The sequence below is a fragment of the Serratia sp. AS12 genome (genome assembly GCF_000214195.1).
Lineage (GTDB): Bacteria > Pseudomonadota > Gammaproteobacteria > Enterobacterales > Enterobacteriaceae > Serratia > Serratia plymuthica.
Genome location: NC_015566.1, coordinates 5417984 through 5443009, shown reverse-complemented (window position 1 = coordinate 5443009; position 25026 = coordinate 5417984). Strand labels below are relative to the sequence as shown.

The following is a 25026-nucleotide window of genomic DNA, read 5'->3' as shown; positions in this document are numbered from 1 at the left end:
TCACGGTTTATGTCCCTCACGATCCCCGCTTGAGAGATCGCGATCGGAATGACGGATCATAGCGCAATCCGAGCAAGAGATCCTCCCCTTCATCACAGATTAGATCCATTTTATCCACAGGCCGCGGCCTGCGGCGATCTTTTCGCCATCCACGTCAAATTGCAGGCGAGATCCCGCCAGAAGGACGGTATTTTTTACATTGTCAACCGGTTATACCCTGTTATCCACCTCGGATCCTGGCTTTTAACCGCAAGGATCGCTTCAGGATCCTTGCGGTTTACCCCCGAATCCGTATAATATTCGCCCTACGTGTAATACCTGGTTCCTTATGGTGAGTCATTAGCCAGACAGGATTCAGCTGTGACCACGGGCCAAGACCGGATTTTACTCCGTATTGGCAGACAACCAGGTAGGCTCGCGCGATGTGAATTGACTCAGGACTGTACAATTATTACAATCCCGCCTCTTTATATATTGCGATTGAGGCGTCGGTAGCTTTCACGCCGAGTAGCCAAACGCATTTGACTTATTGTCCTTATTTAAGTTTAGGTAGAAATCGCCATGAAACGCACTTTCCAACCGTCCGTATTGAAGCGCAACCGTAGCCATGGTTTCCGTGCTCGTATGGCCACCAAAAATGGTCGTCAAGTTCTGGCCCGCCGTCGTGCGAAAGGCCGTACTCGTCTGACTGTTTCTAAGTAATAAAAGCTAACCCGCTGAGTGGTTAAGCTCGCTTTTCCCAGGGAGTTACGTTTGTTAACTCCCACTCATTTCACTTTCGTCTTCCAGCAGCCACAACGGGCTGGCACGCCGCAAATCACCATCCTCGGCCGCCTGAACCAGCTGGGGCATCCCCGCATCGGTCTTACCGTCGCCAAAAAACACGTCAAACGCGCGCATGAACGCAACCGGATCAAACGCCTTACCCGCGAGAGCTTCCGTTTACGTCAGCACGAGTTACCGGCGATGGATTTTGTCGTGGTGGCCAAAAAAGGGATAGCGGATTTGGATAACCGCGCGTTGACGGAAGCTTTGGAAAAATTATGGCGTCGCCACTGTCGCCAGGCTCCCGCATCCTGATCGGGCTGGTGCGGGCTTACCAGCTCGTCATCAGTCCGTTGCTTGGGCCTCGTTGTCGCTTCCAGCCGACATGTTCTCATTACGCAATTGAGGCATTAAGCAGGTTTGGCATGATAAAAGGCAGTTGGTTAGCATTGAAACGCGTATTAAAATGCCACCCCTTGAACCCAGGTGGCGATGATCCCGTGCCGCCGAAAACCGACGATAACAGAGAACACTAACGATGGATTCGCAACGCAATCTTTTCCTCATCGCTCTGCTGTTCGTGTCTTTCATGATCTGGCAGGCTTGGCAAACGGACAACGCTCCGCAACCAGTCGCCCAGACCACGCAACAGACTTCGAACACAGCTACCGGTGATGCTGCAAGCCAGGCTGTGCCAGCCAGTGGCCAGGGTAAACTGATTACCGTTAACACTGACGTGCTGTCGCTGACCATCAACACGCGTGGTGGTGATATCGAGCAGGCTAAACTGTTGGCCTACCCGGATACCCTGGGTTCATCGACTCCATTCCAACTGCTGGAAAACACCCCGTCATTTGTTTATCAGGCACAAAGCGGTCTGACCGGCAAAAACGGCCCGGATAACCCGGCAAACGGCGAACGCCCTTTGTTCCAGGTGGCGCAGGACAGCTACACCCTGCCGGAAGGCCAGGATGAGTTGCGCATCCCGCTGACCTTCACCGGCAAAGACGGTGCGGTTTACACCAAGACTTTCGTGCTCAAGCGTAACCATTACGCGGTTGGCGTTGACTACAACGTCGACAACAAAAGCACCGCTCCGCTGGAGCTGACCCTGTTCGGCCAACTGAAGCAGACTACAGAGCTGCCTAAACACCGCGACACCGGCAGCAACAACTTCGCTCTGCATACCTTCCGTGGCGCGGCGTACTCTTCCAGCGAAGACAAATATCAGAAGTATGCGTTCGACAAAGACGAAAACCTGAATGTCACCACTCAGGGCGGTTGGGTTGCGATGCTGCAACAGTACTTCGCCACCGCGTGGGTACCGGCAACTCAGGGCAGCAATACCTTCTATACCGCTAAACCTGGCGACAACCTGTCCACCATCGGCTTCAAATCTACCCCGGTTGTGGTGCAGCCTGGCGCACAGCAACAGCTGAATGCCACCCTGTGGGTTGGTCCGGAGCTGCAGGATCAGATGGCCCAACTGGCGCCGCATCTGGACCTGACCGTGGATTACGGTTGGTTGTGGTTCATCTCCCAGCCGCTGTTCAAACTGCTGAAGTTCATCCACGGCTTTATCGGTAACTGGGGCTTCTCGATCATCATCATCACCTTCATCGTGCGCGGCATCATGTACCCGCTGACCAAAGCGCAGTACACCTCGATGGCGAAAATGCGCATGCTGCAGCCAAAACTGCAGGCGATGCGTGAGCGTATCGGTGATGATAAACAGCGCATGAGTCAGGAAATGATGGCGCTGTACAAGTCCGAGAAAGTGAACCCATTGGGAGGTTGTCTGCCGCTGGTTATCCAGATGCCAATCTTCCTGGCGTTGTACTACATGTTGATGGGCTCGGTTGAGCTGCGCCATGCGCCATTCGCTCTGTGGATCCATGACCTGTCGGCGCAAGACCCGTACTACATTCTGCCAATCCTGATGGGCGTGACGATGTTCTTCATCCAGAAGATGTCGCCAACCACAGTGACTGACCCGATGCAGCAGAAAATCATGACCTTTATGCCGGTGATCTTCACAGTGTTCTTCCTGTGGTTCCCGTCTGGTCTGGTGCTGTACTACATCGTCAGTAACCTGGTCACCATCCTCCAGCAGCAGTTGATTTACCGCGGCCTGGAAAAACGTGGCTTACACAGCCGCGACAAGAAAAAGACCTAAGCGTATTGTAGGGGTTTGGCGCGCTGAACCCTTGCAGCGAAAGATAAGAGGCGGTCATTAGACCGCCTTTTTGCATATTGTCAGAGAGAAGACCTGCTATGAGCACCACCGATACCATCGTAGCCCAAGCTACTCCGCCGGGACGCGGCGGCGTCGGCATTCTGCGTATTTCCGGTCGTGGCGCGAAAGACGCCGCTCAGGCCCTGCTTGGCAAATTGCCGAAGCCACGATACGCCGATTATCTGCCGTTCCGCGACGCCGCAGGCACCACCCTGGATCAGGGCATTGCGCTGTGGTTCCCCGGCCCAAACTCGTTTACCGGCGAAGACGTGCTGGAACTGCAAGGCCACGGTGGGCCGGTAATCCTCGATCTGCTGCTGAAACGCGTGCTGGCGCTGCCCGGCGTGCGCATCGCGCGACCCGGTGAGTTTTCCGAACGCGCCTTTCTCAACGACAAGCTGGATTTGGCGCAGGCCGAGGCCATTGCCGATCTGATCGACGCCAGTTCCGAACAGGCGGCGCGTTCCGCAATGAACTCATTGCAGGGGGCGTTTTCCACCCGCATCCACCAGCTTGTGGAAGCACTTACTCACCTGCGAATCTATGTGGAAGCGGCGATCGACTTTCCCGATGAGGAAATCGACTTCCTGTCTGACGGTAAAATCGAAGCGCAGCTCAACGGCGTGATGGCCGATCTGGACAACGTACGCGCCGAGGCACGTCAGGGCAGCCTGCTGCGCGAAGGGATGAAGGTCGTGATCGCCGGGCGGCCAAACGCCGGTAAATCAAGCCTGCTCAATGCGTTAGCCGGCCGCGATGCGGCGATCGTCACCGACATTGCCGGCACCACCCGCGACGTACTGCGCGAGCATATTCACATCGACGGCATGCCACTGCACATCATCGACACCGCAGGCCTGCGTGAGGCCAGCGACGAAGTGGAGCGCATCGGCATCGAACGTGCATGGAACGAGATCGAACAGGCCGATCGTGTTCTGTTTATGGTTGACGGCACCACCACCGCCGCAACCGAACCGGCAGAGATTTGGCCAGAGTTTATGGCGCGCCTGCCGCACAGCCTGCCGATCACCGTGGTACGTAACAAAGCCGATATCACAGGTGAAACGCTGGGCATGACCGAAGTAAATGGTCACTCACTTATTCGCCTCTCGGCGCGCACCGGCGAAGGCATCGACCTGCTGCGCGATCATCTGAAACAGAGCATGGGTTTCACCAGCAATATGGAAGGCGGCTTCCTGGCGCGTCGTCGCCATCTGCAGGCGCTTGAACAAGCGGCCCAGCATCTGGTCGAGGGCAAAGAACAGTTAGTGAGCGCTTACGCGGGGGAGCTGCTGGCCGAGGAACTGCGTCTGGCGCAGCAGGCACTGAGTGAGATCACCGGCGAATTTACCTCAGATGACCTGCTGGGGCGCATTTTCTCCAGCTTCTGCATCGGAAAATAATCGGCTGCGGGTGCTGAAAAGGGTACCCGCATCCCCCCATCCCTTCGTTGTTTTCCCCTTTGCCCGCCCAAACTAGCCTAAGCTTATCTCAGCGATTTTTGCCGGGAGACATAAGCATAAATGAACAAACCATTGGATTTACTGGGCATCGGCCTGGGGCCATTCAATCTCAGCCTGGCAGCCATGGCCTTTGAAAGCGGTGAGGTGAACTATGCCTTTCTCGATCGCAACGCCAGCTTTCGCTGGCATCCCGGCATGTTGCTACCCTCGGCTTATATGCAGACTTATGTGCTGCAGGACTTAGTGACCGCCGTTGCACCGCGCAGCCAGTTTTCATTTATCAATTATCTGGTCGAGCAGAAAAAAATTTACCGTTTTCTGATCACCGAACAGCAAATTATCAGCCGTGAAGAGTTTTCGGACTACCTAAGTTGGGCCTGCGATAGATTAGATGGGCTACAGTTTTTGCAGTCGGTAGAAAGCATTGATTTTGACGATGACCAGCAGCTGTTTGAAGTCCGTACCCTCAACCAAACCCTGTGGGCAAAAAACATCTGTCTGGGCACCGGCCACGATCCCTGGATCCCCGATGAGTTCTACCCGGCTCTGGGGGAAAATTGCCTGCATGCCGCAGAGATCGCCCTCCGCAATCCGGATCTTACCGGCAAACGGGTTATGGTGGTGGGAGGCGGCCAAAGCGGCGCCGACATTTTCCTCAATGCGCTGCGCGGGCATTGGGGAAAACCGGCGCAGCTGGACTGGCTTTCCCGCCGGCCCAACTTCCAGCCTCTGGATGAATCCGCCTTCACCAATGAGTATTTCACCCCGGAATACGTCGATTATTTCTATACGCTGCCGCAAGATATCCGCGAGCGGGAAATCAAGGCGCAGAAGCTGCCCGCCGACGGCATCAGCAACCACACGCTGCGTACCCTGTATCGCGAGCTGTACATGCGTTTTGACGTAATGCACCAGACCCGTAACGTGCGCCTGTTGCCGCATCGAACGCTGTTGGCGATCGAGCCAACGGGAAAGGATTTCCAGTTGCGCGCCCGGCATGGCCTGGAAAATCGTCAGGAAGGATTTAATGCCGATATGGTCATTTTAGCCACCGGCTAACGCCCTTCGCTGCCTTCCTGCCTAAAACCGCTGTTGCCGCGTATCCCCTTCGACAATCAACAGCACCTGCCGCTGTTACCGGATTTTAACCTTGAGTGGCAAGGGCCGGAGCAGAACCGGATTTATGCGGTGAATGCCGGTATCCACAGCCACGGCAGCGCTGAAGGCGGCCTGAGCTTGATGGCCTGGCGCTCTGCCCGCATCCTCAATCATTTGCTCGGCAAACCGCATTTTGATCTGACGCCAAATGCCTCGCTGATACAATGGTGGAGTGATGCGGCGCCAGACAATGACGTTCAAAAAACAGATAAATAGGATAAACCTCATACTCTTTTTTGATGATAAATCCGCGACTTATGCTTAATCTAACACTCCTGCGTTATCAGAGACCTCTCTGTCATGGAGTGAACAATGGCGTGTCATTTTGCCCGATGGATCCCCGCTAGCGCCGCCCTGGATACCCATAGATTATCCGCTGAGGTGTTGACCGCAACCGCGACTTTTTCCGCTAAACGCCGCCAGCGTTTCCTTCAGGGACGCATCCTGCTCGCCGAAATGATGTTTTATCTTTATGGGCTGCCGACACTGCCGCCGATAGCCACTACGCCCACCGGGCGCCCCTGTTTTGCCGACAACCACCTGCCTGATTTCAGCCTGGCCTATGCCAGCGATACGGTGGGCGTTCTGCTCAGCAATGAAGGCAAAGTAGGGCTGGATATAGAGGTCATGCGCGCGCGCGGCGGCCAGCAAAAAAAACTGCAACACCAGTATCAGACACCGACAGAGACCGCCTGGATCAGCGCACAGTACGATCGGCTGGAAGCGGAAACCCAGTTGTGGAGCATCCGCCAGAGCGTGCTGAAGCTTTCCGGTCTGGGGAATAGCGGGCAATCAACGCTGCTGCTGCACCCCTTTTCCGGCCATCTTCGCTCCAGCGCCACCCCCCAGGTTCAGGTGATGAGCGATGTCGACGAGTATCTTAGCTGGGCCTGCGCGCATGAACCCAACCTTGATCGGCTGGTGTGCTGGCAGTACGGAGAGTACAAAGGCCTGCAGAAGTACGGCGAGATCTCATCACGCACCCCCGCCATCTCCACCCGCTTTGTAAAACTGACCAGCCTGGCTCATCACCGCTGACATCGGCGGCTTACGGTAAAAAAGATAAGATAAAACTTTCTTTAACCTATTAATTTCTGAATAAAATTGTAAAGTCAGGCAAATATGCAGGAATTGGCTATTCTCACCGCCATGTTTGCCCTACTATCGGCAGGTGTTCTAAGCTGAATCTGTTCATTCGAAAGGGAGAATCACCATGTCAGACCAAGCCTTAAAAATAGTCACCCTGCTCGGCAGCCTGCGTAAAGGTTCTTACAACGCCATGGTGGCCCGAGCGCTGCCAGGCCTCGCCCCTCAGGGTGTGATCATCGAAGCGCTTCCCTCTATCCGTGATATCCCGCTGTATGATGCCGATGTGCAACAAGACGAAGGTTTCCCCGCCTCGGTTGACGCTATCGCCGCGCAAATCCGTCAGGCTGACGGCGTGATCATTGTGACCCCGGAGTATAACTACTCGGTGCCGGGCGGGCTGAAAAATGCCATTGACTGGCTGTCCCGCTTACCGAACCAGCCGCTGGCCGGTAAACCGGTAGCGATTCAGACCAGCTCGATGGGGCCGATTGGCGGCGCGCGTTGCCAATATCACCTGCGCCAAATTCTGGTGTTCCTCGATGCCATGGTGATGAACAAGCCGGAGTTTATGGGCGGAGTCATCCAGAACAAAGTGGATGCGCAGGCCGGGCAATTGGTCGAACAGGGCACGCTGGATTTCCTGACCGGCCAGTTGTCCGCATTCAGCGACTATATCCGCCGCCTGAAGTAAATTCTCTTTTTGAGGCCTTCGGCCATCAATCGGCTGAAGGCGCTTCTCCCGTGAGAGGATTTTCTCTAACCCGTTAAAAAATAAAGTTATGTAATTATGTATTTTTTTATTTTAGCCCTATTACTGGCTTTATTCACCAGACCTTTGCTCGCCGCAGAAATGCGTTATCCCGCCGGGGAAGAACCGATCGAGCTGCCTGCACATAGCCCGCTGAACGCCCAGTTGCCGCGTACCGTCCAAAGCCAGGAAGACAAGAAACTCGGAGCCATGTCGCTCTATTTGACGCTGATGCGAGAAGATGGAAGCAACGTATGGGCCCCCTATCAGTTAGCGGCCTCTTCGGCTGAAAAGGGCCAGACAGAGCTGGCTGAGCGCTATCTGCAACTGAGCGCCAATCGTGGGCTGTGGTATTACTACACATTGCTCGAAGACGACGCCTTCAACAGCATCCAGCACCGCGCCACCTATCAGTCGATCCTCGCCGCCACCAAGGCTCGCTACCTGCAGCATGCCCCGTTGTTTGAAGGCAAAGCCAGCTACGCCATACCGGACGGCGCTCCTCCGGCTGGAGGATGGCCAACCGTGGTGTTCCTGCACGGCTATGGCAAAGGCGCCAATATCAGCCCCGAAGAACGCTTGCTGTTCAGTGAGATGGGCGTCGCCTATATTGAGATCAACGGCACCCAGATGCTGTCGGAAAACAGCTTCCGCTGGTCGAATTACAGCGAGGAAAGTACCCAGAGCGCCATTCAACAGGCCCTCCGGCCGCAGAAAGAATTACAGCTCAACCCGCAAAAGATCTACCTCACGGCCCGCGGACAAGGGGCGTTGCATGCCGCCAATCTGCTGAGCAAGTATCCGCAGTTTTATGCCGGCGCAATGCTGATTGCACCCAATGGCGGGATCAAACCGGCGCAACAGTCGCTGGCGGCGAACAAAAAGGTGGTGGTGGCGTACTACGATCGGCAAAACTTCAGCGATCAGGCGCTGGCACTGCACTTCGCCAATCTTTTCAGCGAAAATAATCAGGTGACGACATTGCATTTTCCCCAGGGGGAGAACGCGGAAGGCGGCTGGCAGGCGCGTTTCAAACGGCCATTACAGTGGGTATTGAATCAGGCACCGGACGCGAAGCCTGGGGCATAGAGAACAGGGCCGACGCTTGTCGGCCCTTGTCGTATTAATGACCGTCTACAAAGACAATCTTCAGTATAAACAGCAGCGCCACGACAACCACGCAGGGGCTGATTTCACGCCAGCGGCCGGTACCGAGCTTCATCACGCAGTAAGAAATAAAGCCCAGCGCGATGCCTTCGGTGATCGAGAAACTGAACGGCATCATCACCGCAGTGACAAACGCCGGCACGGCCTCGGTCAGATCATCCCATTTCACGCGCGCCAGGCTCGATGTCATCAGCACGCCAACGTAGATCAAAGCGCCGGCGGCGGCATAAGCCGGCACCATGCCCGCCAGCGGCGACAGGAAGATCACCAGCAGGAACAGGATACCGGTCACCACCGCCGTCAGGCCGGTGCGGCCGCCAACGGATACGCCGGCAGAGCTTTCAATGTACGCGGTGACGGAAGAAGTGCCGACAAACGAACCGGCGACCGAACTGATGCTGTCCACGTACAGCGCCTGTTTCATGCGCGGAAACTTGCCCTTATCGTCGGTCAGCCCCGCCTTATCGGTCACGCCAATCAGGGTGCCGGAAGAATCGAACAGGTTCACCAGCATGAAGGAGAAAATCACCCCTGCCAGGCCGATATTCAGCGCCCCGGCCAGATCAACCTGGCCCACCACCGAGGTAATGTTCGGCGGCATGGAGAACACACCGCCGTATTTAACATCGCCCAGCGCCCAGCCGATCAGTGTGGTTACCACGATGGAAACCAATACCGCCGCATGGAAATTGCGTGAGGACAGCACGGCAATGATAAAGAAGCCCAGCGCGCCCAACAGCACATTGTGCGAGGTCAGGCTGCCGATGGTGACCAGAGTGTCCGGATTGGCCACCACGATGCCGGCATTTTTCAGCCCCATCATGCCGATAAACAAGCCGATACCGCTGGTGATCCCCACCCGCAGGCTCATCGGAATGTTGGCAATCATCCAGTAACGGATGCGGAAAATGGTCAACAGCAACAAACCGACAGCGCCCCAGAAAATAGCGCCCATGCCGATCTGCCACGAAATGCCCATGGCGCCAACCACCACAAAGGCGAAGAACGCATTCAGGCCCATCGCCGGCGCCAGCGCCACCGGCAGGTTAGCCAGCAAACCCATAAAAATGCTGCCAAAAGCGGCAATCAGGCAGGTTGTTACGAACACCGCCTGCGTATCCATGCCCGCCGCGCCCAGGATCTGGGGGTTAACGAACACGATATACACCATGGTCAAAAAGGTAGTAATACCGGCAATCGTTTCCGTACGCGCCGTGGTTCCATGCTGCTTGAGTTTAAACACGCGCCCAAGCAAGCCTTGCTCAACGTCAAGGCCAGATACTGGTTTGCTCATTATCAGAATTCCGAAGAGGGGAATGGACAGTCGTTGGCTATCCTATAACAAAAAGTCTGGCTTTTGACGCAGGTCACAGGTTTTTTTCGCCGTCTTTACGGCCAAAGTAGTCAACAGACTGTATTTGTTGATATTCATCGGCAAAGTGGATTAAGGAGTCGCAATCTTGCCTGATGCGGTTAAAGTGGTTTTATCGCCGCTTAACCGAAGGACGCTTACCCTGATGAATCAGATTGACTGCATTTTGTTTGATTGCGACGGCACGCTGGTAGACAGTGAAGTGCTGTGCAGCAAGGCCTATGTGCATATGTTCGCCCACTACGGCCTTCAACTGTCGCTGGAAGAGATGTTCAGGAAATACAAAGGGATAAAGCTGTACGAGATCATCGAGCAGATTAATGCGGAGCACGGCATCACGCTGCCGAAAGAGGAATTGGAGCCCTTATATCGCCGGGAAGTAGCCCGTCTGTTCGACAGTGAGCTACAGGAGATCGCCGGCGCGCGCGAGTTGCTGGCGCAAGTAGCTGTGCCGATGTGCACCGTCTCCAACGGCCCGGTCAGCAAAATGCAGCACTCGCTCGGCCTGACCGGCATGCTGAACTATTTTGATGACCGGTTGTTCAGCGGCTATGACATCCAGCGCTGGAAACCGGACCCGGCGCTCCTGTTCCACGCCGCCGAAAAAATGCAGGTGCCGGTAGAGCGTTGTATTCTGGTGGATGATTCCGCCGCCGGAGCCCAGGCCGGGATCGCCGCCGACATTCCGGTGTTTTACTTCTGCGCCGATCCGCACAACCAGCCTATCGACCACCCGTTGGTCACCCCGTTTGACGATCTGGCCCAACTTCCGGCGTTATGGCGGGAACGCGGCTGGCGGTTGACCCGTTAATCGGCCCCGATCAGCTCGCCGGCAGCGGCGGTTTGTTGCGCCACCAGCGCCAGGAACGTTTCAATGCCCTGACCTGCGGGCTGAGGCGGCGGTTGACCGCATTGGCCAGCAGATCAAGCGCCAGGCAGAACACGAAGTACACCAGCGCGACAAACAGGAACACTTCCATTGGGTAAACCATGCTGCGGTTATTGACCTGGGTCGCCAGAAAGGTCAGTTCGCTGACGCCCACGATATAAGCCAGCGAAGTGTCCTTGATCAGGGAAATCCACTGGTTGATAAACGACGGCACCATCATGCGCAACGCCTGCGGCAGCACGATCATGCGCAGCGTTTGCCAACGCGTCAGCCCCAGCGATAAACCGGCCTGCCACTGGCCGGGACCAATGGCGACAATGCCTGCCTTCACCGCATGGGCCAGATAGGCCGAAGCGATCAGCGCCAATGCGCAGACCACGGTAGTGATCTCCGGGATATCCACGCCAAACAGGATCGGCAGCAGGAAGTAGGTCCAAAAAATCAGCATGATGACCGGGATTGCGCGGAAAAAGCCCAGCACCGCAGCCAATAACCCGGCGGCTACGCCGCGCGACATCGCCAACGCCACGCCCAGCAGCGTGCCGAGGACAGCCGAAGCCACACCGGCCATCAGGCTGATCGCCAGCGTCAACGCCGCGCCGCCCAACGGCCCATCCGGCCAGGTGCCCCATAATAAATACCCCAGATTGTCGTAAATAACGCTGAAATCCATGTTAGTGCCCTCCCAGGGGTTTACGTTGCTGTCGCCACATGCCCCAGCCTTCCAATAACGCAATGATGGCGATGTACAACACCGTCGCAACGCCGAACGCCTGGAAGGTGCGCAGCGTTTCGGTTTCCACCTGACGCGAGGCGTAAGACAACTCGGCAACGCCGATCGCCATGGTCAGCGAAGAGTTTTTTATCACGTTCATGTATTGGCCCAACAACGGCGGAAAGGCAATTTTCAGCGCCTGCGGCAGCACCACGTAACGCATGGCCTGCCAGCCGGTAAGCCCCAGCGCATTGGCCGCGTATTTTTGCCCGCCTGCGACGCCACGGATACCTGAGCGGATCTCTTCGGCGATAAAGGCGGTGGAATACAGTGTCAGACCAAAGAAGCCGGCGAGAAATTCGAACGACGGCCAGGCGATTGGCCCGATTTGATGCGCAGTGTTCAGCCACTGCATGGCGGAGGAAGGCAGGATTTGCCCGGCAGCGAAATACCAGAAGAACAGCTGTACCAACAGCGGCGTATTGCGAAACAACGAACTGTAGCCCACCGCCAGCCAGCGCAGCGGACGCAGGCTACTGTCACGCATCGCCGTCAGTATCAAGCCCAACAGCGTGGCCGCCAGGCTCGCGCAAGCGGAAAGCCACAGCGTCAGCAGGAAGCCATCCCATAACCAGCCCAGATACTGAGGCGCCAGCAGCCAGTCCAAATTCATGTTCAATCCTTGTTTTGCCAAATGCATCAGGGGCGCAGCAAGCTGCGCCCCCTCCGTTCAGATCTCGGCACTCCAGATCGTCAGGCTTTTGGCTGTTGATCCAAAGGCGCGATCTTGAAATCGCCGCGCGGTTGGGCGGTTTTGGTTTCCGGGCCGAACCAGCGGTCGTAGATCTTAACCGCTTCGCCGTCTTTTTCCAGCTTAATCAGCGTGTCGTTAATGCTGGCGGTCAGGCGATCTTCCCCTTTTGGAATGCCGACGCCCTGGTACTCTTTAGTGATGCTGAACGGTGAGATCTCAAAATCGGCTTTCTGCGCCGCCGGCAGGTTGCCGAGCAGGCCAACCAGCTTGGCGTCATCCTGAGTGATCGCCTGTACGTTACCGTTACGCAACGCCACAAAGGCCAGCGGAGTATCGTCGTAAGAGATCACTTTTGCGGTTGGGTAATGTTCACGCAGGGTGATTTCCTGCACCGTCCCTTTATCCGCGCCGATGCGCAGCTTTTTAATGTCTTCCGGGGTTTTCAGCACGCCTTTACGGGCGATAAATTTCTGGCCGGTAGCGAAATACGGCACGCTGAAATTCACTTCCTTGGCACGCTCGTCGGTAATGGTGAAGTTGGCGGCGATCAAATCGACCTTCTTCGATACCAGCAAAGGAATGCGGTTAGCCGGGTTGGTGGCGCGCAGCTCAACCTTTACGCCCAACGCCTTGCCGATCGCGTCTGCGACATCAACGTCATAACCGACCAACTTTTTGCTTTGCGGATCGATATAGCCGAACGGCGGGTTGCTGTCGAACACCGCGATACGCACTACGCCGGCTTTCTTGATGTCGTCGAGTTTGTCCGCATGTGCGGCGCCGGTGGCGAGGCTGGTCAGGCTGGCTAACAGAGTTAAGGCCAAAGCGCGGTGTTTCATGAAAAGCTCCTAAGTGGGTGATGTCCTGCTGGCTGATAAGCTAGCAAGAGCGACTTAGGTCAGGAAATAATATAAAAAGCTATATTTATAACCTTTTTATCTTTGAGGGTTTTAAACAGCATAAAGGCGCAGTTTTCTGCGCCTTCCGGGGAGTAACTCGCGGGGAAAATTACTCTTTTTTCTCTTCTTTGCCGTCGGCAGACAGCAATTTTTCCAGCGCATCGCCGCCAATGTGACGGAAATCCTGACCTTTCACGAAGTAGAAAATAAATTCGCAGATGTTCTGGCAACGGTCGCCGATACGCTCGATCGAACGGGCGCAGAACAGCGCAGTCAGCACGCTTGGAATAGTGCGGGTATCTTCCATCATATAGGTCATCAACTGACGGACGATGCCCTCATACTCCTGATCGACCTTCTTGTCTTCGCGGTAAATCCGGATAGCTTCATCCAGATCCATACGCGCAAAGGCATCCAGCACGTCATGCAGCATCTGCACGGTATGGCGGCCAAGCGACTCCAGGCTGACCAGCAACGGCTGATGCTGGTGCGAGAATTTCTCGAGCGCGGTGCGACAAATTTTATCCGCCACGTCGCCGATACGTTCCAGCTCGGAGATGGTCTTGATGATCGCCATCACCAGACGCAAATCGCTGGCGGTCGGCTGGCGCTTGGCAATGATGCGCACGCAGGCTTCGTCGATCGCCACTTCCATCATATTGACCTTGGCGTCACCTTCGATAACGCGTTTGGCCAGTTCACCGTCCTGATTATGCATCGCGGTGATGGCGTCGGTCAGTTGCTGTTCCACCAGCCCGCCCATGGTCAACACCTGGGTACGGATGTGCTCAAGTTCTGCGTTGAACTGGCCGGAAATGTGTTTATTTAAATTCAGGTTGTCCATTTGGGTTCCCGTAATCAACCGTAGCGGCCGGTGATGTAGTCTTCGGTCTGTTTTTTCTGTGGCGCGGTGAACAGGTTATCAGTATCACTGAACTCGATCAGTTCGCCCAGATACATAAATGCCGTGGAGTCAGAGCAACGCGCGGCCTGCTGCATGTTGTGGGTCACAATCACCACGGTGTAGTCAGACTTCAGTTCGCTGATCAGCTCTTCGATTTTTCCGGTGGAGATGGGATCCAGCGCCGAGCAAGGCTCATCGAGTAATAAAACGTCCGGGCGAATGGCGATGCCGCGTGCGATGCACAGGCGCTGTTGCTGGCCGCCGGACAGGCTGTAACCGCTCTGGTGCAGCTTGTCTTTGGTTTCGTTCCACAACGCCGCCTTGGTCAACGCCCACTGGACGCGCTCGTCCATGTCGGCACGCGACAGCTTTTCAAACAGGCGCACGCCGAAGGCGATATTGTCGTAAATCGACATCGGGAACGGCGTCGGTTTCTGGAACACCATGCCGACCTTGGCGCGCAGCAGAGCGATATCCGAGTTATCGGTCAGAATGTTCTGCCCATCCAGCAGGATGCCGCCTTCAGCACGCTGCTCGGGGTACAGCTGGTACATCTTGTTGAAAGTACGCAGCAGAGTGGATTTGCCACAGCCGGACGGACCGATAAACGCGGTGACCTTGTTCTTGGCAATATCCAGCGTGATGTTTTTCAGCGCATGGAATTTGCCATAGTAGAAGTTCAGATCGCGTACCTGAATTTTGCTGCTGGAAGCGTCAGTAACCATACTCATCAAGACTTCTCTCTTTTCATCAGCGCCGCCACGGCAGCGCTCAAAATTTTATGAATGCTTCTGCTTGGCGAAAACCACACGCGCCAAGATATTCAGTAACAGTACACACAGGGTAATCAACAGCACCCCGGCCCAGGCCAGCTGTTGCCATTCGGCGAACGGGCTCATGGCGAATTTGAAAATGGTGACCGGCAGGTTGGCGATCGGCTGCATCAGGTCGGTGCTCCAGAACTGATTCGACAACGACGTAAACAGCAGCGGTGCGGTTTCCCCGGCGATACGCGCAATGGCCAGCAACACGCCGGTGATAATGCCGGAGATCGAGGCTTTCAGCGTGATGGCAGAAATCATGCGCCATTTCGGCGTACCCAGCGCGTAAGCCGCCTCACGCAGCGTATCCGGCACCAGCTTCAACATGTTCTCAGTGGTACGGATAACGATCGGTACCTGCAACAAAGCCAGCGCGATGATCCCGGCCCAGCCGGAGAAGTGCTCCATTTTCGCCACCACAATGGTGTAGACGAACAGGCCCACGACTATCGATGGCGCCGACAGCAAAATATCGTTAATAAAGCGGATGACTTCCGCCAACCAGGATTTACGACCGTACTCCGCCAGATAAATGCCGGCCATGATGCCCAGCGGCGTACCGAACACGGTAGCCCACAGGATCAACAAGCCGCTACCGGCGATGGCGTTCGCCAGGCCACCGCCTGCGGTGTTCGGCGGCGGCGTCATTTCGGTGAACAACGCCAGCGACATGCCGTCGATGCCTTTGGTCACGGTGGAGAACAGGATCCACACCAGCCAGAACAGGCCGAATACCATGGTCGCCATCGACAAGAACAGCGCCAACCGGTTCTTCTGGCGGCGCCAGGCCTGCATTTTGCGGCGGCTTTCTAACAGCGCCACGTCGTTTTGCATTTCCATAGTCGCCACGTTAGCGCCCCTCTTTCTTGGCCAGACGCATGATCATCAACTTCGACAACGCCAGGACGATAAAGGTGATAACAAACAGAATCAGGCCCAGTTCCATCAGCGCGGCGGTATGCACTCCCGATTCCGCTTCGGCGAATTCGTTGGCCAGCGCAGAGGTAATGCTGTTACCCGGCATATACAGTGAAGCACTGTCGAGCTGGTAGGTGTTACCGATAATGAAGGTCACCGCCATGGTTTCCCCCAACGCGCGGCCCAGTCCCAGCATCACGCCGCCAATCACGCCATTCTTGGTAAACGGCAGTACGATACGCCACATCACCTCCCAGGTGGTGCAGCCGATGCCATAGGCGGACTCTTTCATCATCACCGGAGTCTGTTCGAACACGTCGCGCATGACGGCGGCGATATAAGGAATAATCATGATCGCCAGGATAACCCCGGCAGCAAGAATACCGATACCGAACGCCGGACCGGAGAACAGCTCGCCGACAATCGGAATGCCGGACAACACGTCGCCAACCGGAGTCTGGAAATATTCGGCAAACAGCGGCGCGAACACGAACAGGCCCCACATGCCGTAAACGATACTCGGGATTGCCGCCAGCAGCTCAATAGCGATGCCCAGTGGGCGTCTCAACCAGTTTGGCGCCAGCTCGGTCAGGAACAGCGCGATACCGAAACTCACGGGTACGGCAATAATCAGGGCAATCAACGATGTGACGACGGTACCGTAAATCGGAACCAGCGCACCGAACTGCTCGGCAGGCGCGTCCCATTCTTTGGTCCACAGGAAAGAGAAGCCGAATTTCTGCATGCTCGGCCAGGAGGCGAAAATCAGCGAAACAATAATGCCGCCCAGCAACAATAGGGTAATCAGCGCCGCCAGTTTGACCAGCGCGCTGAAGATGACATCACCATTTTTACTCGGTGCTTTAATGGTCGGCTTGTACTCAGCCATAGATCACTCTCTGTTTTAACCCTGGCGAGCTCAATGGGTGAGCCCTGCAAAATAGGCTGGAGCGCGGTGAACCCGCGCCCCTGCGTTCTTTAGTACAGTGCTTTACCGGAACTGTCTTTTACGTTGGTTTTCCATGCTGCACGCACCTGCTCAACCACTTCGTTAGGCAGAGAGGCGTAATCCAGATCGTTGGCCTGCTTGGCACCGGTTTTGTACGCCCAGTCAAAGAACTTCAGCACTTCTGCGCCCTGAGCCGGGTTTTTCTGCTCTTTGTGCACCAGGATGAAGGTGGTGGAAGTGATTGGCCACGCACCATCGCCTTTCTGGTTAGTCAGGTCCTGAGCGAAAGTTTTGCTCCAGTCCACGCCTTTAGCGGCGGCGCTGAAGCTCTCTTCGGTTGGGCTGACCGGCTTGCCGTCGGCAGAAATCAGCTTGGTGTAAGCCAGGTTGTTTTGCTTGGCGTAAGCGTATTCAACGTAGCCGATAGAGCCTGGCAGACGCTGTACGAACGCGGCAATGCCGTCGTTGCCTTTGCCGCCCAGACCAGTTGGCCAGTTAACGGTAGAGCCTGCGCCGATTTTCTCTTTCCATTGCGCGTTGGCTTTAGACAGGTAGCTGGTGAACACGAAAGAGGTGCCTGAACCGTCAGCGCGACGTACCACGGCGATATTCTGATCCGGCAGCTTGACGCCCGGGTTCAGCTTGGTGATTGCCGGGTCATTCCATTTCTTCACGTTGCCCAGGTAGATATCACCCAGCGTTTTGCCGTCCAGAGTCAATTCACCGGATTTGATGCCCGGGATGTTAACGGCCAGCACTACGCCGCCGATCACGGTAGGGAACTGGAACAGGCCATCTGCCGCCAGTTTGTCGTCAGACAACGGGGCATCAGAAGCACCAAAGTCAACGGTGTTGGCGATGATTTGCTTCACGCCGCCAGAGGAGCCGATCCCCTGATAGTTAACTTTGTTGCCGGTTTCTTTCTGATAAGAATCTGCCCACTTGGCATACACCGGAGCGGGGAATGTCGCACCTGCACCGGTCAGGCTGGCAGCAGCGAACGCGGACACGGCGGTCAGGGAGAAAGTCGCTGCCACAATACTGGCGACGGTGGTACGCATCAGTTTCATAATCCCTCCTAATGGGATATTCAAAAATCGACTTCAAGTCGTTTTCATCAGAGTAAGTATTGCTGCAGGAGGGAAAATAGGACAGTTTGGTGACAGTAAAATGTACGAAATATGACAGTTATATTACACGGAACCAAGAGTACAATTAACACCTTGATTAGGCTATTATTTCACCTGAAACATTCTGTTATATCTTGCCCAGGCAAAGGGACTGCATATGAAAAAAATACTTATATTGTCAACGGTTAGCCTTTGTTTGCTGGCTATGGCCAACGCCACGGCGGCGGATGGATTACAGCGCAGCAAGCAATCCAGCGGCAGTACCGATAAGATCCTTCTTTGGAGCCATTACGACCAAGGCTACATTATTTCCAATTATGAGCTTGGAGATTTAGACGGCTTCAAAGAGCAATTAAGGCTTCAGGAACAGACCATCAAGAAACTGCAAGACAAGCTGAGCGATATGGAAAGCGAGAACCGAAATCAAAACAGCGAAATAGACAATCTGAAACGTAAGTTACAAGGGCAAGACCATGCCCAAAGCGAAATCAGCGATCTGAAACGCTCGGTACAAGACCTGAATAACAAGATTAAATGATAAAAAAGCCGGCGCTCAGGCCGGCTTTTCAAACATAACAGCAGCTGATTACTCTACCGTGACGGACTTCGCCAGGTTACGCGGCTGGTCAACGTCGGTGCCTTTGATCAGCGCCACATGATAGGACAGCAGCTGCAACGGCACGGTGTAGAAGATGGGCGCCACGATTTCTTCCACGTGCGGCAATGGAATGATGGTCATGCCTTCGCTGCTGACGAAACCGGCATCCTGATCGGCGAACACGTACAGCTGGCCGCCGCGTGCGCGCACTTCTTCGATGTTGGACTTCAGTTTTTCCAGCAGTTCGTTGTTCGGCGCCACCACGATGACCGGCATATCGGCGTCGATCAACGCCAGCGGGCCATGTTTCAGCTCACCCGCCGCATAGGCTTCCGCATGAATGTAAGAGATCTCTTTCAGCTTCAGTGCGCCTTCCATGGCGATCGGGTACTGATCGCCACGGCCAAGGAACAGCGCGTGATGCTTGTCGGAGAAACCTTCCGCCAGCGCTTCAATGTTTTTGTCCAGCGACAACATCTGTTCGATACGCGCCGGCAACGCCTGCAGAGCATGCACGATTTCATGCTCAACGCTTTCCGCCATGCCTTTCAGACGACCCAAACGCGCCACCAGCATCAACAACACCGCAAGCTGGGTGGTGAAGGCTTTGGTAGAAGCTACGCCGATTTCAGTGCCGGCTTTGGTCATCAGCGCCAGATCGGACTCACGCACCAGCGAAGAACCGGCCACGTTACACACCGCCAGGGAACCGAGATAACCCAACTCTTTAGACAGACGCAACGCCGCCAGGGTATCGGCGGTTTCACCGGACTGTGACAACGTGATGATCAGGCTGCCCGGGCGCACCGCAGATTTGCGGTAGCGGAATTCAGAAGCGATTTCGACGTCGCACGGCACGCCGGCCAACGCTTCAAACCAGTAACGCGCCACCATACCGGAGTGATAGGAGGTGCCGCAGGCGATGATTTGCACATGTTGCACCTTCGCCAGCAATTCATCGGCGCGCGGACCCAGCTCACTCAGATTAATTTGACCGTGGCTGAAACGCCCTTCCAGGGTGTTTTTCAGCGCCAGCGGCTGTTCGTAGATCTCTTTTTGCATGTAGTGACGGTAAGCACCTTTGTCACCGGCGTCATACTGCACTTTGGATTCGATCTCAGGGCGCTCGATGGCGTTCCCCTGTTTGTCGAAAATGCTGACGGTGCGGCGGGTCACTTCCACCACGTCGCCTTCTTCCAGGAAGATAAAGCGGCGGGTTACCGGCAGCAGAGCCAGCTGATCGGAAGCGATAAAGTTTTCGCCCACACCACGGCCGATAACCAACGGGCTACCGGAACGCGCAGCCACCAGCACGCTAGGATCGCGGCTGTCCATGACCACGGTGCCGTAGGCGCCGCGTAATTGTGGGATCACGCGCTGCACCACTTCCAGCAGCGTACCGCCCTGGCGCTGTTCCCAATGCACCAGGTGTGCAATCACCTCGGTGTCGGTCTCAGAGCTGAAGTGATAACCGCGCTCGATCAGCAATTCACGCAGCGGTTCGTGGTTTTCGATGATGCCGTTATGCACCACGGTGATGTAATCAGAAACATGCGGGTGCGCGTTCGCTTCGGTGGGTTCACCGTGCGTTGCCCAGCGGGTGTGAGCAATACCGGTGCCACCGTGCAGTTCGTGTTGTTCTGCGGCTTCGGTCAGTTTATGGACTTTGCCTACACGGCGTAAACGGCTTACGTTACCTTCGGCATCAACCACCGCCAGACCGGCGGAGTCGTAACCGCGGTACTCGAGACGGCGTAACCCTTCCAACAGAATTTCTGCAATATCACGTTGCGCTACTGCGCCTACAATTCCACACATCAGTTGTATTCCTAATTAAACGCCTTTCGGGGCGCTTTCGATGTCTTGACCTGATTTTGCCGGTTTTTACCGTGCGTCCCCGAGCCTGTAGAGAATGGGGATTATTATGTTTTGCCCTGCACTCTGCACCAAAGCACAGGGCAAAACAGGGTGAGGAGCCGTCAGCCCCCTCACCCCGGCCCTCTCCCAAAAGGAGAGGGAGTCTAAGTTGTTACTTCTTCTTGACCGGACGCTGCCAGCCCTGGATATGCACCTGCTTGACGCGGCTCAGCACCAGTTCATCCTCGCCGATATCACGGGTCACCGTAGTGCCTGCGGCAATGGTAGAACCTTTGCCGACAGACACTGGCGCCACCAGTTGAGTATCGGAACCGACAAACACGCCGTCGCCGATAATGGTTTTATGCTTATTGGCGCCATCATAGTTACAGGTGATGGTACCGGCACCAATATTCACATCGTCGCCAATTTCAGCATCGCCCAGGTAGCTCAGATGGCCCGCTTTAGAACCTTTGCCCAAACGCGCCTTTTTCATTTCGACGAAGTTGCCGACATGGGCACCCACCGCCAGCTCAGCGCCAGGACGCAGGCGGGCAAAGGGACCCACGGTGCATTCCGCTGCCAGCACGGCATCTTCCAACACGCTGTAGGGGCTGATTTCGCAGTCATCACCGATCACGCAGTTTTTCAGTACGCAGCCGGCACCGATCTTCACCCGGTCCCCCAGCTTTACCGACCCTTCGATAATGACATTAGCATCAATAGAGATATCGCGGCCGTGCACAAGTTCCCCGCGCAGGTCAAAACGTGCCGGATCCAGCAGCATTACGCCGGCCAGCAGCAATTTTTCAGATTGTTCTGCCTGATAGATACGCTCAAGCCGCGACAGCTGCAGGCGGTTATTCACGCCTTCCACTTCGCTCAGGCGTGACGGGTGCACCGCTTCAATTTTCTTACCGTCGGCATGGGCCAGCGCAATGATATCCGTGATGTAGAATTCACCCTGCGCATTGTCGTTGTTCAACATCCCCAACCAGCGCTTAAGATCGCGCCCGTTAGCGACCAAAATGCCGGTATTTATTTCAGTAATCTGGCGCTGGGCTTCGCTGGCATCCTTGTGCTCAACGATACCCACCACATCGTCGTTCTCACGCACGATGCGACCGTAACCGCTTGGATCAGCCAGCTTCACCGTCAGCAGGCCAATGCCGCCCTGCGGCTTCGCCGCCAACAGGCGCGTGAGCGTATCGACGGAGATCAACGGCACGTCGCCGTACAGCATCAGCACGTCTTCATCATCGGCAAAATGCGGCGCAGCCTGCTGCATGGCATGGCCGGTACCCAGTTGCTCGGCCTGCAACACCCAGTTCAACGCTTCATCGGTCAGGGTACTTTTCAGCAAGTCTCCGCCGTGGCCATACACCAGATGGACGTTTTTCGCGCCCAGTTTCATCGCGGCATCAATGACGTGCTGCACCATAGGCTTGCCAGCCAACGGATGTAACACCTTGGGAAGATCGGAATACATGCGTGTTCCCTTGCCCGCGGCGAGGATCACCACACTCATTGCGCTGTTCGACATAAGCAACCTGATAACTCCATTTTGATGGACGAAAGTAGAACCCTTTGGTGACGATATTACTACATATTTTTCTGCACGAACCCGGCATAAGCCATGTGGCACTAGGCATTCCGCAGCTCAGGCTGACATCCCGTTATCCTGGGTATAACTGTCGGCAATCGGAGACATTTTTAGCCTGTGCCGGGTGTTATACATCACAACGCCCACCGGGTAGAAATGCTTATTTTAAAGCAAAAAAAAAGCGACCCTATAGGCCGCTTTCTTAATTTTAGCTGCGTTATGCACGCGCCAAAATATTACATCGATCTTCTGGTAAGCTCGATAACGCGCAGTTTCGCGATCGCTTTCGCCAGTTCTGCAGATGCCTGAGCATAGTCGACATCGCCATGAGAGCTGCTGATATGCTCTTCAGCTTTACGCTTAGCTTCCAGCGCTCTCGCTTCGTCGAGGTCCGTTCCACGGATAGCAGTGTCAGCCAGCACGGTTACCACGCTCGGTTGTACCTCAAGGATACCACCGGACAGGTAGATGAACTCTTCTTCACCGTGTTGTTTAACAATACGCACCATGCCAGGCTTGATGGCAGTCAGCAGCGGCGCATGGCCAGGGAAAATCCCCAGTTCGCCTTCGCTACCTGTCACCTGGATCTTTTGCACCAGGCCGGAAAACATATGTTTTTCCGCGCTGACTACATCCAGATGGTAAGTCATAGCCATATCACCCTCCTCTCAAGACGTTACAGTTTCTTGGCTTTTTCCACTGCTTCTTCAATGGTGCCAACCATGTAGAACGCTTGTTCAGGCAGGTGGTCATAGTCGCCGTCCATAATGCCTTTGAAACCACGAATGGTGTCTTTCAGCGATACGAACTTGCCCGGAGAACCGGTAAAGACTTCTGCCACGAAGAACGGCTGAGACAGGAAGCGTTGGATTTTACGCGCACGGGATACGACCAGTTTGTCTTCTTCTGACAGCTCGTCCATACCCAGAATTGCGATGATATCTTTCAGTTCCTGGTAACGTTGCAGAATGGACTGCACGCCACGCGCTACATCGTAGTGCTCCTGGCCAACTACCAGCGGATCCAACTGACGGCTGGTGGAATCCAGCGGGTCAACGGCCGGGTAGATACCCAGAGAAGCGATATTACGGCTCAGTACCACGGTTGCGTCCAAGTGGGCAAAGGTGGTGGCTGGTGACGGGTCAGTCAAGTCATCCGCAGGAACGTAAACGGCCTGTACGGAGGTGATAGAACCGGTCTTGGTAGAGGTGATACGTTCTTGCAGAACGCCCATCTCTTCCGCCAGCGTTGGCTGATAACCTACCGCAGATGGCATACGGCCCAGAAGTGCGGACACTTCGGTACCGGCCAGGGTATAACGGTAGATGTTATCAACGAACAGCAGAACGTCGCGGCCTTCGTCACGGAATTTCTCCGCCATGGTCAGACCGGTCAGAGCAACGCGCAGACGGTTACCCGGTGGCTCGTTCATCTGGCCGTAAACCAGGGATACTTTGTCCAGTACGTTGGAGTCGTTCATTTCGTGGTAGAAGTCGTTACCCTCACGAGTACGCTCACCCACGCCCGCAAACACGGAATAACCGGAGTGTTCGATCGCGATGTTACGGATCAACTCCATCATGTTTACGGTTTTACCCACGCCCGCACCGCCGAACAGACCCACTTTACCGCCCTTAGCGAACGGACAGATCAGGTCCATAACCTTGATACCGGTCTCCAGCAGATCCTGGGAGTTGGCCAAATCTTCGTAGCTTGGCGCTGGACGGTGAATTGCCCAACGTTCTTCTTCGCCGATGTCGCCTTTCATGTCGATTGGTTCACCCAATACGTTCATGATACGGCCCAGGGTAGCTTTACCTACCGGTACTTCAATCGGGTGGTCCAGGTCAGTCACTTTCAGACCGCGACGCAGACCATCAGAGGTCCCCATCGCGATACAGCGAACCACGCCACCGCCCAGCTGTTGCTGAACTTCCAGCACCAGCTTATTGGCACCGTTTTCTACCTCAAGAGCGTTGTACACTTTCGGTACGGCATCCTGAGGGAACTCGACGTCCACTACGGCGCCGATTACCTGGATAATCTTTCCAGTAGCCATCTTGAATCCTCTACGTAATTCGTAAACCTAGCTTAAACCGCGGAGGCTCCCGAAACGATTTCGGTGAGTTCCTGAGTGATGCTGGCCTGACGAGCCTTGTTGTATACCAACTGCAGCTCTTTGATCAGGCTACCGCCGTTATCGGTTGCGGCTTTCATCGCTACCATTCGTGCGGCCTGCTCGCTGGCCAGGTTTTCCACGACGCCCTGATAAACTTGCGATTCCACATAGCGGCGCAGCAAGGTATCAAGCAGCACTTTTGGATCGGGTTCATACAGGTAATCCCAGGACGTTTTCTTCAGCTCACCGTCATCGGAAGGCGGTAACGGCAGCAGCTGAACGATCTGTGGTTCCTGGGACATCGTATTGACAAATTTGTTGCTGACAATGTACAGCTTGTCCAAACGACCTTCGTCGTAGGCTTGCAGCATCACTTTCACCGGCCCGATCAGATCCGACAGGGAAGGTTTATCCCCCATGCCGGTCACCTGGGCAACCACGTTGCCGCCCACGGAACCAAAGAAAGAAGCCGCTTTAGAGCCAATCAGCGCCAAGTCAACTTCGACGCCTTTTTCGGACCAGCCTTTCATCTCTGACAACAGCCGCTTGAACAGGTTGATGTTCAAGCCACCACAGAGACCACGGTCAGTAGACACCACCAGATACCCGACGCGCTTAACGTCACGCTCATCCAGGTACGGGTGCTTATATTCCAGATTACCTAACGCAAGGTGACCAATCACTTTGCGCATGGTCTCTGCATAAGGACGGCTGGCCGCCATGCGTTCCTGCGATTTACGCATTTTGGAGGCGGCGACCATTTCCATCGCTTTAGTGATCTTTTGCGTGTTTTGCACGCTCGCGATCTTACTACGTATCTCTTTTGCGCCGGCCATCTCTGCTTCTCCTCATTACCAGACGGCCTGCTGTCT

24 protein-coding genes and 1 pseudogene are annotated in these 25026 nt (G+C 55.3%); 11 read left to right on the top strand and 14 right to left on the bottom strand.

What is annotated here, in order from left to right:
• Nucleotides 1-561: 561 nt before the first annotated feature.
• The 9 genes and pseudogenes from rpmH to SERAS12_RS25120 all read left to right on the top strand — a co-directional run bounded on the left by rpmH (nt 562) and on the right by SERAS12_RS25120 (nt 8548).
• Entirely contained in the window at nt 562-702 is a 141-nt protein-coding gene (rpmH, locus tag SERAS12_RS26005) for a 50S ribosomal protein L34 (protein ID WP_004093983.1), read from the top strand.
• Between the two features lie 18 nt (nt 703-720).
• Nucleotides 721-1080 (top strand): ribonuclease P protein component, encoded by a 360-nt coding sequence (rnpA, locus tag SERAS12_RS25150; RefSeq protein ID WP_004950547.1) that lies wholly within the window; start codon nt 721-723, stop codon nt 1078-1080.
• Nucleotides 1044-1301, top strand: coding sequence for a membrane protein insertion efficiency factor YidD (gene yidD, locus SERAS12_RS26000; RefSeq protein ID WP_004933881.1), 258 nt, complete (start codon nt 1044-1046; stop codon nt 1299-1301). Before rnpA ends, yidD begins: the two co-directional genes overlap by 37 nt.
• Before the next feature lie 2 nt (nt 1302-1303).
• A complete protein-coding gene (gene yidC, locus SERAS12_RS25145; RefSeq protein WP_013815082.1) occupies nt 1304-2941 on the top strand; it encodes a membrane protein insertase YidC in 1638 nt (545 codons plus the stop codon).
• A gap of 98 nt (nt 2942-3039) precedes the next feature.
• Nucleotides 3040-4404, top strand: a complete 1365-nt coding sequence (mnmE, locus tag SERAS12_RS25140; protein WP_013815081.1) for a tRNA uridine-5-carboxymethylaminomethyl(34) synthesis GTPase MnmE — start codon at nt 3040-3042, stop codon at nt 4402-4404.
• 120 nt (nt 4405-4524) lie between these two features.
• A pseudogene (locus SERAS12_RS25135) lies at nt 4525-5838 on the top strand (lysine N(6)-hydroxylase/L-ornithine N(5)-oxygenase family protein).
• A 96-nt stretch (nt 5839-5934) separates the two neighbouring features.
• Nucleotides 5935-6660 (top strand): 4'-phosphopantetheinyl transferase superfamily protein, encoded by a 726-nt coding sequence (locus tag SERAS12_RS25130; protein WP_013815080.1) that lies wholly within the window; start codon nt 5935-5937, stop codon nt 6658-6660.
• Nucleotides 6661-6835: 175 nt separating this feature from the next.
• Nucleotides 6836-7402 carry an NADPH-dependent FMN reductase gene (locus tag SERAS12_RS25125; protein WP_013815079.1) on the top strand — a complete coding sequence of 189 codons (567 nt, stop codon included), beginning with the start codon at nt 6836-6838 and terminating at the stop codon, nt 7400-7402.
• Between the two features lie 96 nt (nt 7403-7498).
• Entirely contained in the window at nt 7499-8548 is a 1050-nt protein-coding gene (locus SERAS12_RS25120; protein WP_013815078.1) for an alpha/beta hydrolase, read from the top strand.
• Nucleotides 8549-8582: 34 nt separating this feature from the next.
• Here the strand turns inward: SERAS12_RS25120 and SERAS12_RS25115 are convergent, their stop codons facing one another.
• Entirely contained in the window at nt 8583-9920 is a 1338-nt protein-coding gene (locus tag SERAS12_RS25115) for an NCS2 family permease (protein ID WP_013815077.1), read from the bottom strand.
• A gap of 223 nt (nt 9921-10143) precedes the next feature.
• On the opposite strand from SERAS12_RS25115, the gene yieH reads away from it, so the two are divergent.
• On the top strand, nt 10144-10809 hold the full coding sequence (gene yieH, locus SERAS12_RS25110; RefSeq protein WP_013815076.1) for a 6-phosphogluconate phosphatase: 666 nt from the start codon (nt 10144-10146) through the stop codon (nt 10807-10809).
• Nucleotides 10810-10819: 10 nt separating this feature from the next.
• Here the strand turns inward: yieH and SERAS12_RS25105 are convergent, their stop codons facing one another.
• From SERAS12_RS25105 to pstS, 8 genes are all read right to left on the bottom strand, one after another.
• Entirely contained in the window at nt 10820-11560 is a 741-nt protein-coding gene (locus SERAS12_RS25105; RefSeq protein WP_013815075.1) for an amino acid ABC transporter permease, read from the bottom strand.
• Nucleotide 11561: 1 nt separating this feature from the next.
• The gene (locus tag SERAS12_RS25100) at nt 11562-12275 is read right to left on the bottom strand and encodes an amino acid ABC transporter permease (RefSeq protein ID WP_013815074.1); all 714 of its coding nucleotides are present in this window, start codon (nt 12273-12275) and stop codon (nt 11562-11564) included.
• An 80-nt stretch (nt 12276-12355) separates the two neighbouring features.
• Nucleotides 12356-13195 (bottom strand): ABC transporter substrate-binding protein, encoded by an 840-nt coding sequence (locus SERAS12_RS25095; protein ID WP_004950512.1) that lies wholly within the window; start codon nt 13193-13195, stop codon nt 12356-12358.
• A 169-nt stretch (nt 13196-13364) separates the two neighbouring features.
• Nucleotides 13365-14099, bottom strand: a complete 735-nt coding sequence (gene phoU, locus SERAS12_RS25090; protein ID WP_013815073.1) for a phosphate signaling complex protein PhoU — start codon at nt 14097-14099, stop codon at nt 13365-13367.
• A 14-nt stretch (nt 14100-14113) separates the two neighbouring features.
• On the bottom strand, nt 14114-14884 hold the full coding sequence (gene pstB / locus SERAS12_RS25085) for a phosphate ABC transporter ATP-binding protein PstB (protein WP_369982368.1): 771 nt from the start codon (nt 14882-14884) through the stop codon (nt 14114-14116).
• Between the two features lie 54 nt (nt 14885-14938).
• Complete coding sequence (pstA, locus tag SERAS12_RS25080; RefSeq protein ID WP_013815072.1) at nt 14939-15829, bottom strand: phosphate ABC transporter permease PstA; 891 nt, start codon at nt 15827-15829, stop codon at nt 14939-14941.
• A gap of 1 nt (nt 15830) precedes the next feature.
• Nucleotides 15831-16787: a phosphate ABC transporter permease PstC gene (gene pstC / locus SERAS12_RS25075; protein WP_006321788.1), complete on the bottom strand. Its 957-nt coding sequence runs from the start codon at nt 16785-16787 to the stop codon at nt 15831-15833.
• An 89-nt stretch (nt 16788-16876) separates the two neighbouring features.
• On the bottom strand, nt 16877-17917 hold the full coding sequence (pstS, locus tag SERAS12_RS25070; protein WP_004950502.1) for a phosphate ABC transporter substrate-binding protein PstS: 1041 nt from the start codon (nt 17915-17917) through the stop codon (nt 16877-16879).
• Nucleotides 17918-18134: 217 nt separating this feature from the next.
• Between pstS and SERAS12_RS25065 the strand changes: the two genes are divergently transcribed.
• The gene (locus SERAS12_RS25065; RefSeq protein WP_013815071.1) at nt 18135-18515 is read left to right on the top strand and encodes a hypothetical protein; all 381 of its coding nucleotides are present in this window, start codon (nt 18135-18137) and stop codon (nt 18513-18515) included.
• 48 nt (nt 18516-18563) lie between these two features.
• On the opposite strand, the gene glmS is transcribed toward SERAS12_RS25065, so the two are convergent.
• The 5 genes from glmS to atpG form a co-directional block, all read right to left on the bottom strand.
• Nucleotides 18564-20393, bottom strand: coding sequence for a glutamine--fructose-6-phosphate transaminase (isomerizing) (gene glmS, locus SERAS12_RS25060; RefSeq protein ID WP_006321790.1), 1830 nt, complete (start codon nt 20391-20393; stop codon nt 18564-18566).
• A 211-nt stretch (nt 20394-20604) separates the two neighbouring features.
• The gene (glmU, locus tag SERAS12_RS25055; RefSeq protein WP_013815070.1) at nt 20605-21975 is read right to left on the bottom strand and encodes a bifunctional UDP-N-acetylglucosamine diphosphorylase/glucosamine-1-phosphate N-acetyltransferase GlmU; all 1371 of its coding nucleotides are present in this window, start codon (nt 21973-21975) and stop codon (nt 20605-20607) included.
• Between the two features lie 296 nt (nt 21976-22271).
• Nucleotides 22272-22691 carry a F0F1 ATP synthase subunit epsilon gene (locus tag SERAS12_RS25050; protein WP_004950490.1) on the bottom strand — a complete coding sequence of 140 codons (420 nt, stop codon included), beginning with the start codon at nt 22689-22691 and terminating at the stop codon, nt 22272-22274.
• A 20-nt stretch (nt 22692-22711) separates the two neighbouring features.
• Nucleotides 22712-24094: a F0F1 ATP synthase subunit beta gene (gene atpD, locus SERAS12_RS25045; protein WP_012004485.1), complete on the bottom strand. Its 1383-nt coding sequence runs from the start codon at nt 24092-24094 to the stop codon at nt 22712-22714.
• Between the two features lie 32 nt (nt 24095-24126).
• Nucleotides 24127-24990, bottom strand: a complete 864-nt coding sequence (gene atpG, locus SERAS12_RS25040; protein ID WP_013815069.1) for a F0F1 ATP synthase subunit gamma — start codon at nt 24988-24990, stop codon at nt 24127-24129.
• Nucleotides 24991-25026: the final 36 nt, after the last annotated feature.